At 47.6% G+C, this 10,130-nt stretch carries 5 protein-coding genes; 1 reads left to right on the forward strand and 4 read right to left on the reverse strand.

Features of this window, described 5'->3' with window-relative positions; genetic code table 11:
* The first annotated feature begins 57 nt into the window (after positions 1-57).
* Positions 58-3,660 (forward strand): WD40 domain-containing protein, encoded by a 3,603-nt coding sequence (locus ACLFWI_RS19235; RefSeq protein WP_446414245.1) that lies wholly within the window; start codon positions 58-60, stop codon positions 3,658-3,660.
* A 139-nt stretch (positions 3,661-3,799) separates the two neighbouring features.
* Here the strand turns inward: ACLFWI_RS19235 and ACLFWI_RS19240 are convergent, their stop codons facing one another.
* From ACLFWI_RS19240 to ACLFWI_RS19255, 4 genes are all read right to left on the reverse strand, one after another.
* A complete protein-coding gene (locus tag ACLFWI_RS19240; RefSeq protein WP_446414246.1) occupies positions 3,800-4,000 on the reverse strand; it encodes a hypothetical protein in 201 nt (66 codons plus the stop codon).
* Between the two features lie 3 nt (positions 4,001-4,003).
* Positions 4,004-5,398, reverse strand: a complete 1,395-nt coding sequence (locus ACLFWI_RS19245) for a DUF4231 domain-containing protein (protein WP_446414247.1) — start codon at positions 5,396-5,398, stop codon at positions 4,004-4,006.
* Positions 5,399-5,764: 366 nt separating this feature from the next.
* Positions 5,765-6,523: a hypothetical protein gene (locus tag ACLFWI_RS19250; protein WP_446414248.1), complete on the reverse strand. Its 759-nt coding sequence runs from the start codon at positions 6,521-6,523 to the stop codon at positions 5,765-5,767.
* 311 nt (positions 6,524-6,834) lie between these two features.
* Positions 6,835-10,017, reverse strand: a complete 3,183-nt coding sequence (locus ACLFWI_RS19255) for a TRAFs-binding domain-containing protein (protein ID WP_446414249.1) — start codon at positions 10,015-10,017, stop codon at positions 6,835-6,837.
* Positions 10,018-10,130 lie beyond the last annotated feature (113 nt).

The following is a 10,130-nucleotide window of genomic DNA, read 5'->3' on the forward strand; positions in this document are numbered from 1 at the left end:
AAGTTCTGCTAAAGTTCAGTAAATTTCGCCAATCCAGTTCCACGCCAAGGGTGAATCATGAAGTTTGAAGATGGACTTGCCATTGCTGATGAAGCAATCTTTGTGACAACAGGACGACGGTTGTCCCCCGTAGAAATTGCGATCCTGCAATACTCCTGGCAGAGAAAAAACTACGAAGAAATCGCCGCAGAAGCCCGTTACTCTACCAGCTACTTGAAGCGAGATGTGGGTCCGAAGTTATGGAAAATGCTCAGTGAAGCCTTGAATGAAAAAGTCAGTAAAACCAATGTTCGCTCCGTTCTAGAACGCCAGTGGCGACGGCAAAGCCAAGGTTCACAACCCGATGTAGAGACGTTGCATGCAACGTCTCTACATACCACGTCTGGGAGCAAGGAATCTCAAGTGAATTTAATTCCCAATTCCATCGACTGGGAAGAAGCGGCTGATGTCTGTGTATTCTATGGACGCCGCCAAGAACGGGCAACGTTAGTGCAAGCGGTTGTCACCAATCGGTGTCGCCTGATTGGGGTATTAGGCATCGGCGGAATTGGCAAAACCACACTCACCGCCAAGGTGGCTCAACAGGTACAGCATGAGTTTGACTATGTGATTTGGCGAAGTCTACGCAACGCCCCACCCCTAGAAACCCTGCTGGGTGACTTACTGTCCTTTATTTCTAACCAGCAGGAAACTAAACCGGAATTGGGACGCCTGCTGCATTACCTGCGGACTTCCCATTGTCTGTTGATTTTAGATAACATGGAAACCATTTTAGAAGCGGCTCAAGCAGGACAATTTCGTCCCGGTTATGAGGACTATGAAAACCTGCTTAGAGCCATTGGCGAAACCGCACATCAAAGTTGCGTCATCTTCACCAGTCGGGAAAAGCCAGCTATTATTACCGCCAGTGAGGGAGACAAACTGCCCGTGCGTTCCCTGCGCTTGAGTGGTTCTCAGGATATCGCGATCGCATTGCTGCAAGATAAAGGGTTAGTGGGACAACCAACCTATCAACAACAGTTGTGCGATCGCTACGACAATAACCCCCTTGCTATCAAAATTGTTGCCACCTCGATTAAAGCCCTATTTGACGGTGAAATTGAAGCCTTTTTAGCCGAAGATACCGTTGTATTCAATAGTATTCGCCGCTTGCTTGAGCAACAGTTTGACCGCCTCCCGTCCCTAGAAAAAACTATTATGTACTGGTTAGGAATTAATCGGGAAGGGACAACCATCGCCGAACTCCAAGACGACATCGTGCCTGGAGTATCTCGGTCAAATTTAATGGAAGCCTTAGAAAGTCTGTGGGGGCGATCGCTAATTGAGAAAGCGACGCGCCTACCCCAAGAAAATTTATCGTTTCGTTACACCCAACAACCTGTCGTTATGGAATACGTGACCGAGCGATTAATTGATTGCTGTTATGACGAAATTGCCACAGAAAACCCTGACGTATTAATCAGTCACGCTCTCGTCAAAGTCACCGCCAAAGATTATGTCAGAGCCAGTCAAATCCGTCTGATTCTAGACCCCCTTGTCCAGAGACTTAACCAAACCTTTAAATCCCCCAAAACATTAGAAGCGAAACTCGCTGGTATTTCAACCCAACTCCGAGAAAATTTTTCGGCATTAGCCGGCTATTGTGGCGGAAATTTAATTAACCTCTTGCATCAACTCCACATTAATTTAACCAACTATAATTTTTCTAATCTAACGATTTGGCAAGCTGACCTACGTCGCCGGAATTTGTATAATGTTAACTTCCAAAATGCCGATTTAAGTAAATCAGTTTTCTCAGAAACCTTAAGTGGCGTACTGGTAGTAGCATTTAGTCCCGATGGAAAACAGGTGGCGACAGGGGATGTAGATGGGAACGTGCGTTTGTGGCAAGTGGCAGATGGCAAACAACTGTTGACATTGAAAGGGCATCAGGGTTGGGTCTGGGGAGTCAGCTTCAGTCCCGATGGTCAAACCCTGGCAAGTTGTAGTGATGACCAAACCGTGCGCTTATGGGATGTGCGTGAGGGTCAATGTCTCAAGGCGTTTCACGGTCATGCCAATGGAGTTTGGGCGGTTGCCTTCAGTCCCGATGGTCAAACCTTAGCCAGTGGTGGTCTTGACGCCATGGTGCGCTTGTGGGATGTGGGTAAGGGTCAGTGTATCAAGGCGCTAGAGGGTCAAACGAGTCGGATCTGGTCAGTGGCGTGGAGTCGGGATGGTCAAACTCTTGCCAGTGGTGGTCTTGACGCCATGGTGCGCCTGTGGGATGTGGGTAAGGGTCGGTGTATTAAAGCCTTTCACGGTCACACTGATGAGGTACGATCTTTGGCATGGAGTCCCGATGGTCGTACTATTGCCAGTGGCAGTGATGACAAAACTGTGCGCTTGTGGGATGTCTGTGAGGGTCACTGTCTCCATATTTTCCCAGGTCACACCGAGTGGATTCGCTCAGTCGCCTGGAGTCCCGATGGTCATCTCCTCGCCAGTAGTGGTTTTGAGCCAATTGTGCGCTTGTGGGATATTCGTAATCGTCGCTGCCTTAAGATTCTACAGGGTCACACTGAACGAATCTGGTCAGTTGCCTGGAGTCCCGATAGTCGCATGATTGCCAGCGCTAGTCATGACCAAACCCTTCGCTTGTGGGATGTCCGTGATGGTCAATGCCTAAAAGTGTTGCATGGTTACACCAGTTCGATCTGGTCGGTTGCTGTCAGTCCCGATGGTGAGTTCTTGGCGAGTGGTAGTGACGACTTTTTGGCGCGGTTGTGGGATATCCGTAGCGGTCAATGCCTCAAGGTTTTGTCCGGTCACACCAATGGGGTACGAGGCGTCACTTGGAGTCCCGATGGTCGTAAACTGGCGACGGGTAGTCTCGACGCCTGCGTGCGCTTGTGGGATGTGGAGAGTGGTCAATGTCTCTTGGCGTTACCCGGTCACACTGGTAGCATTTGGACATTAGTTTGGAGTCCCGATGGTCGTACTATTGCTAGTGGCAGTCATGACTTGTCAGTGCGGTTATGGGATGCCCAAACCGGGGTTTGCCGTTCAGTGTTGCAGGGTCACACCAGTTGGGTTTGGACGGTGGCATGGAGTCCAGATAGTCGAATACTGGCTACGGGTAGTTTTGATTTCTCGATTCGGTTGTGGGATGTCAATAGCGGTCAATGCGGGAAACTATTGCAGGGTCATACGGGTTGGATCTGTTCTGTGGCGTGGAGTCCGGATAGTCGGACGCTTGCCAGTGGCAGTCATGACCAAACCATTCGCTTGTGGGATGTGAGTACAGGTGAATGTCTGAAAACCTGGCACAGCGATGCGGGTGGGGTATGGGTTGTCGCCTGGAGTCCGCAGGGTCGGATTCTGGCGAGTGGTAATCATGACTTCTCGGTTCGCTTATGGGATACCCAAACCTGGGAAGCGATAAAAGTGTTGTCCGGTCACACAAGTTGGGTTTATTCTTTGACGTGGAGTCCAGATGGTTTTACTGTGATTAGTAGTAGTCAAGATGAAACGATTAAAATCTGGGATATTAATACTGGTGAGTGCCTCAAAACCCTACGTGCGGATCGGCTTTACGAGGGGATGAACATTAGGGGGACTCGAGGGTTAACGGACGCGCAGAAAGCCACCCTAAAAGCGTTAGGGGCTGTTGAACGGTAAATCATACCAAATCCGCCTTTAAGCTGTTCGGCATTTAGATTGAGATATAGCAACCGCCAAGGATATTAGGACACATAGGACTCTCCGGATTGTCAATACATTAAGTCTTGCATTTAATTAAATTTAATCTTTTGTTCCCTTACCGACTGACTAACTGTTGAATCACAGAGGTTTGCTGCTCAATCACAGTCGTCTGCTTCTGAGATAAAGCAATTAAAGACGTAATTGACTCTTGTTGCACCTCATGCATCGTTTGCATTTCTTTAATCTGTTCTTTAAGCTCCTGAATCGCTTCCTTGAGTTCCTGAACTTGAAAAAAAACTTCTTCTGTGGGTTCCATACCTTAACCAATTACCGCCTTACCTTTCTCAACATATTTAGAAAAAACATCCCACCCGTTATAGCCGCCATTCACCAATTTTCTGACTTTACGCCAATCTCCCACTTTTGCAGCAGTGGCGACCCCTCTATCTTTGAAGTAACAAGCTAGTATCTTAGCAGAAATTTCCGGGTCTAGAGCTAATTCAGGATTATTCTCCAAATCCACACCCAATTTTTGCCCATAAGTGCGATAATTGGCTCTCCCCGTAATCTGAATGTAACCTCTACCGTGATACTTTGCCCCATCCCCTGGCTTCACATTCCCTAAATCCCGGCGTCCTTCATAATGTTTGGTAAAATATTTTGGTCCACCAAACTCATTAATGGGCTTAAACCCGTTGGTTTCCACTCGCACCGTTGCCAGTAAACCAATTAACACCTGCTTATCCAAAATGTCGTAGTCCTGAAGCGCCTCCAATACCCCAGGTAAATATTTCTGGCTATCGGCGAGGGGACAATCCATTATTTTGGACGCTTGTTCGGGTGTAATCAGTTGCGGTACGGCGGGTTTAGCTGGCTCACTATTTCCCTGACCATTCATCGATACTTGTTTTTTGGGTTCTTCGGGTTCTTCTTCTTCAAACCAAGCCATTGCGGCGACACCTAGCGGGGGCAAGTCTTCGAGAGTAACCGGGGTAGTCTGGACGTCTTCCCCATTGTTTTCCGCCGGTTCCGGCGGCGCTGAACGCTCATGTTCCAAACGCTCTTTCTCTTCTCGCCAGCGGCGTTTCTCCGCTTCGAGTCGCCGCAATTGCTCCTGATACTCCATTTGCTCGTTGAGATTGTTCAGAGCTAACTCGGCATTTTGAGCCACGGTTGCGGCTGTCTTTTCTTGGCTCTGTCCTTTTTCTTCAAACTGAGTGACGAAACCCTGCACGTCTTTCTGAATCAGCTGCTCAACGTGATAGGCAAAGGTGGCATAAGCATCGTCGTGAGATTCAAACTGGCTGTAGGGTCCCGCCATTTGCAGGAATTGCCAGCCCTCAATTTTCATATTTTCGGCTGTATTGCGGAATTGCTTATATTTTTCCCCATGAGCGAAAAATTCTTCCACAGCGGCGGAAACGGCTACCGCTTGACTCAACCCAAACGCACTCCAGCCGACTATTTCCTGGATCTTAGGATTCGGGCTTTTGAATCCCACCATGGCGGGAACAATAACACCGCCGATAATCGTTAGTAACCTCAAAGAGTGATGGCGATCGCGTTCCTTGGTTGCCCGTCCTTCCAGCCACAGCACTTGATCCAACCACCGGGCTTTCATAAAGTCCTTTTTCAAGGTGGGCAAGTCCGTCTGCTCGATTAAGTTACTCAGGTGTTGCCTAAGATATTGACTGTAAGAGTTCTTTTTTGCCACGTTCTATGCCTTGATCTGCAATAGTCTATACAACAAGAGTGGGCTTAAGACATTATGAAATGACCCAATGAATAATTTAGTTTGAGCCACAAACGCTTTATGCAACACTCAAACCGGATCAACTGATACTTTTTTCGACTTGGCTGTTTGGATATATCCACCAACCCAACCCCTGTAGGTCTGTCCCGCTTTTTCGGCTTGAACAAACAGAACGAAAACCGAAAGGAGTGGCAGTTATTGACCTTAATTTTTATTATGTCATAAAAAAAAATAAATTAGCATCAATCTCCGAATTACACTTACTCTAAAACCTCCGATTTCACCAAGTCAATGCCAACGCTTCTTCCCCCCTTATTTGAAGGCAATTTATCCCGGCAACGCATCCGCAGGTTCCGAAAGCATCTGCCCAATTAGATGAGCCAGTGCTGCTGCATCTTTACTCATATCAATAGCGTGCAAAAGTCCAGATGCCACTAAATCTGTGGCTCGTTCATCGGTTACCTCTCCCTGCAACGCGGCTGCCAATTTATCAGCCGTTCGTCCACTCCCGGCTAAGACAATCGCAGGTCGCTGGGCTTTCACACTTTGCGCCACATCCTGCCAGGTAATCTCACCACCATTCACCACAATCGTCACCGAAGGTAACCCCTTAGCTAAATGACTACCAATCTCAGATAACCAGGGGGATTCATCTCCCCAATTGCAGCCTGGAACTAAGACAAAGTGGGTGTGATTTGGCTCTAGCATCGCCGCATCAGCATTCATGCTTTTAACACCAGGAAGCATAACTGTACCAATCGCGGCGACACCAATTAATGGGAATGTGCCACGAATCCTTGTCCGCGCTTGACCAATAAATTGCATAATCCCCGCATCCGTCCCCCCATCGACAACCACCACTCCCAGTTGTTCAGCTAGAGGCGCAATCACTTCCAGAAAAATACGCCGCAAATCATTTTCGTCAGACTCACTAATCTTACTCGCCCCACCTACGAGGGCTAGAGTCGGACGGGGTTGGTCAAGACCAAGCTGCTGCAACGCCGCCGTCAATGCGGTGGGACTGTGGACTTGAACAACATGGGCGGAGAGGTTATTGTTAAAGGTTAAAGTACAGGAGTTTTTCATTGAATTGACTCTAGAGAGAGAATATTTTAACCATCAGTTTAACCTTGTCATCGAGGACAATGATCTTAAGAGTAAGCCACGTCAATCCTTAAGAGCAACAAGGATGGGTTACTCCAGTGCACGGGTTAACCTGAGCTTCACGCCTTTTTCCTCTCTCTAGTATTCCCAGTTGTTTGGTTATTTCACGAACAAGTCGCACTAATTTTTTCAATTCTCTTTCTGCCAAAACAGCAGGGGTGAACCTGATTCTTGCTCAAGATGGTCGGAAAATCAACCTGTAGAGACGCGCCATGGCGCGTCTCTACATTTATTTAACTGGCTAATACTTCCGTCCTCGTGTTCCAGTAGTCAAATTTGGTGGTATCAATATGTTCAACCACGCCTCCCAAGTGGCGTACTTGGTGAACCATGTCACCTGTACCCCCTGGCGCGTCACCGCCTTTACCGTTCCACAGCACAATCAGTCGCACGCGATCAATGCCATACATTAAGGTGGAATACAACGCCCAGCGATTATTGCGCTCGAAGGCATTATCCCCTATCGGCACTGCTCCCAATCGGTCTGGTTGCAGATTAAATGACACATTGGGATGATTCTGAATTGTATAGAAACGGGATACCCAGTTATCCCCAGCAAAACTAACAGATTCGAGAATAAACTGAGCCGGAGCAAAGGGCAGAAACACCTCCACCTTCATATTCCGCTTTAAGCAGGCTTCGATAAACAAAATATCACCGCCACAAGCCGCACCGGGAGCAATTGCCAAGCAATTGGTACTGGGATTTAACTTATCCAAAGCTTCCTCAATTTTTTGCCGCGCCTCATTTTCCATGGCGGCGGGAAAACGCGGTTGCTCCCTTGTCGGACTATCAATCATGTGACCGGAAAAGAGGATAACTTGTGTGGGTTCTGGTTCGCTCTCATCCGCCGTTATTGCCGTTTGATTGTTCAGTCGGTCGAGTTCCCCTTGGATTACCACTTGTCCTGCTTGTACATACTCCGGGCGGCAAGAAAGCGCCGCCAACAGTTCCAGTTGAGCCAGGGTGGCTTCTAGGGCAAATTTATGGTTCCAAAGTAGCGTTAGCGCCTTTTTATAGGCTCGCGTTACCTGTTTCGGCTCGTCGGCTGCCAATACCGCTAAATCTCCTAAGGAAACATACGCCCAGGCATCATTTTCATTGGTTTTAACTGCACTTTCTAGGCAGAATTGAACCGCCCCTTTGAGATTTGGCAACTGTTGCCGCAGGGCTTCTCCTTCGGCATCACTATCGATATCACAATGTTGGACTAAATGATCGAGAAGGACTAATAAGGTTAAGGCATTAATCCCAGCATAATAGTGATTCTGATCCAGGCGATAGGCTTTGAGATAGGTATCAACGGCTTTTTTGAGTAAGTGAACGGCATCATAGGCAGCACTCAACCGCTCCGGCTGATCTGAGATTTCTTTCCATTCATTGCGCCACATTTCTTTGTAAATGCGAGCTAAGTAACAGAGTGCATCTATATTTTTGGGCTCATCTTGGAGCAATGACTCTAATTTGACAATCCCTTCATCAAATTGCTTTAAGCGGCTGAGGTGAAAGGCTTCTTCTTTGCGAAACTCAGAATTTTTGGAATTGATTTTCAAGCCTTGGCGATATTCTTTGAGCGCTAGGGCATGATTTCCTAGATTTTTTAGGGCTTTCCCTGCTTCCGCCAAGGCTTCTTCTTTAATTAGGGGATTACTTACCTCTTCGGTTAATAACAAGACATCCCCAATCCGCTTTTGTCGCTGGGCAAGCACCACCCGCTCTTGCCATTCTTTGTATTCCTGCCAGTATCCGGTTGCTAGGGGGGTTTGTAAGGACTTGCGATCGGGTTCATCCAGTCCGGTTAAAATACTGAAAATTGGGCTATGAATGCGGTTTTGATCCGACTCCCAGGTGGCACGCGCCATTTTCACGATCGCCTGCTTGTCTTTGTGCAAATACTCTGGGTCAGGACAACCGCTATCATCACAGTGATAAGGCAGTGTTCGCACATTGAAAATATCGTAAGGCATGTAAGAGCGACCACATTGGATGTGAATCAAGCCGCGCTTACGCAGGGCGTGGCGAATGCCTAACTCGTAAAATACGTTGGCATTATCAATGCTTAAATCTGCCAGAACTAGGTCAGCGAGCAATAGCTCCTGAAACATATCCGTCAAAATATCGCCGCTAACCTGTTCTTCATCGGCACGAAATGACTCAAATCCTGCCTCTTCTAACGCTGGCTTAATTAAGTTTAGATAAATACTGTTAAAGTCAATCCAAAGCCCATCGGGTCCTTTTTTTCGTCCAAAGGGCATCACCACAAAGGCATGAGGTAATCCCTTTTTCGGCGGCGCCTGAGCCGGTTCTTCAGCTTTTTTGATTACCTCCAATGTGACCGCTTCTTTGGGGGTTTGGGCGGCAACGGCTAGGGTTTCAACTTTGTTCGATTCTTCGGGGAGTTCGACAACGGGTTCAATAATTTTTGGCGCGGGATGTTTGAGCGCTTCTGTGAGTAAATCATCACTCGGCTCCAGCAAGGGGGTGGCAATTTGACGCCGTTCGGAAATGGGTTGACTATAGTAGTTCCAGATTGTATTTTCTGTCGCCAGCACGAGCTGAAAAAATTCCTCACCCGTCCGCTCTTTGGCGGTTAAACTTTGCCAGCGATCGCGAATCATGTTGAGAGCTAAAATGAGCTGGTTATTCGCATTCACGCGATCGTCGATTCGTCCTAGTTCTAACCACAGGCTAAATCCGGTTGCCAAAAATAGGGTAAACGCCACCCAGACGCCGACACTCACGCCTAAAACGGGTAACAATGCACTCAATCCAGCCAAGCTAAACATGGCAACTTGTAAGCGAGTGCGAGTGGTATTGAGTTGGGCGAGTTCTTGGCTATATCGTTGCAGTTGCGCTTCTAAGCGATAATTCAAGTAATCTGGGGGCAGTAAATCACTAAAACCCGGATCACGACTTGGGTATTCGCCCATCGTATCCGGGGGAAGATTCCCTGTATAAGGTTGCAGCACTAAATCACTGCCAATACTATCAAAGACCTGGCGTTGAATCGCTGTAACTCTTTCATTCAACCATTGATGACGATTCTCTTGTCCGGGTAGCAATGTCCGATACAGATAGATCGTTTTGCGAATTTCCTCAGCACCAGCATTGAGAATTTGCCAATACTGTCCTTGTTGCAGGTTGCGACTAATCGCCAAAACGATCACATTGATAATCGGAACTAAAACTAAACCGATGATTAAGATTCGTCCCGGTGGGGCGGCGATGAGTTGCCTATCTGTACTGGCGATAACCACCGCTAGGAATGTGGCGATCGCACTGAGCAAAATTGATCCACCCCGAAGACTCAAATATTGTCTATAAGTGATTGCAGCTTGGGTTTTAAGCTGGGCATATCGCTGCCATGCTGTTTCTAAAACTAAGGAGCGATCGCCATTCAGGTCGTGTTCTATCATCTTTCTTTATTCAGCTTGATCCTACTGCGATCCTATGACTGAGTGGAAAAATAGGGACTAGCTCCACTACGCTAACATCTAACTTTATCAGAATCACATCTTGACAGAATCAA

The organism is Coleofasciculus sp., assembly GCF_046539235.1.
Lineage (GTDB): Bacteria > Cyanobacteriota > Cyanobacteriia > Cyanobacteriales > Coleofasciculaceae > Coleofasciculus.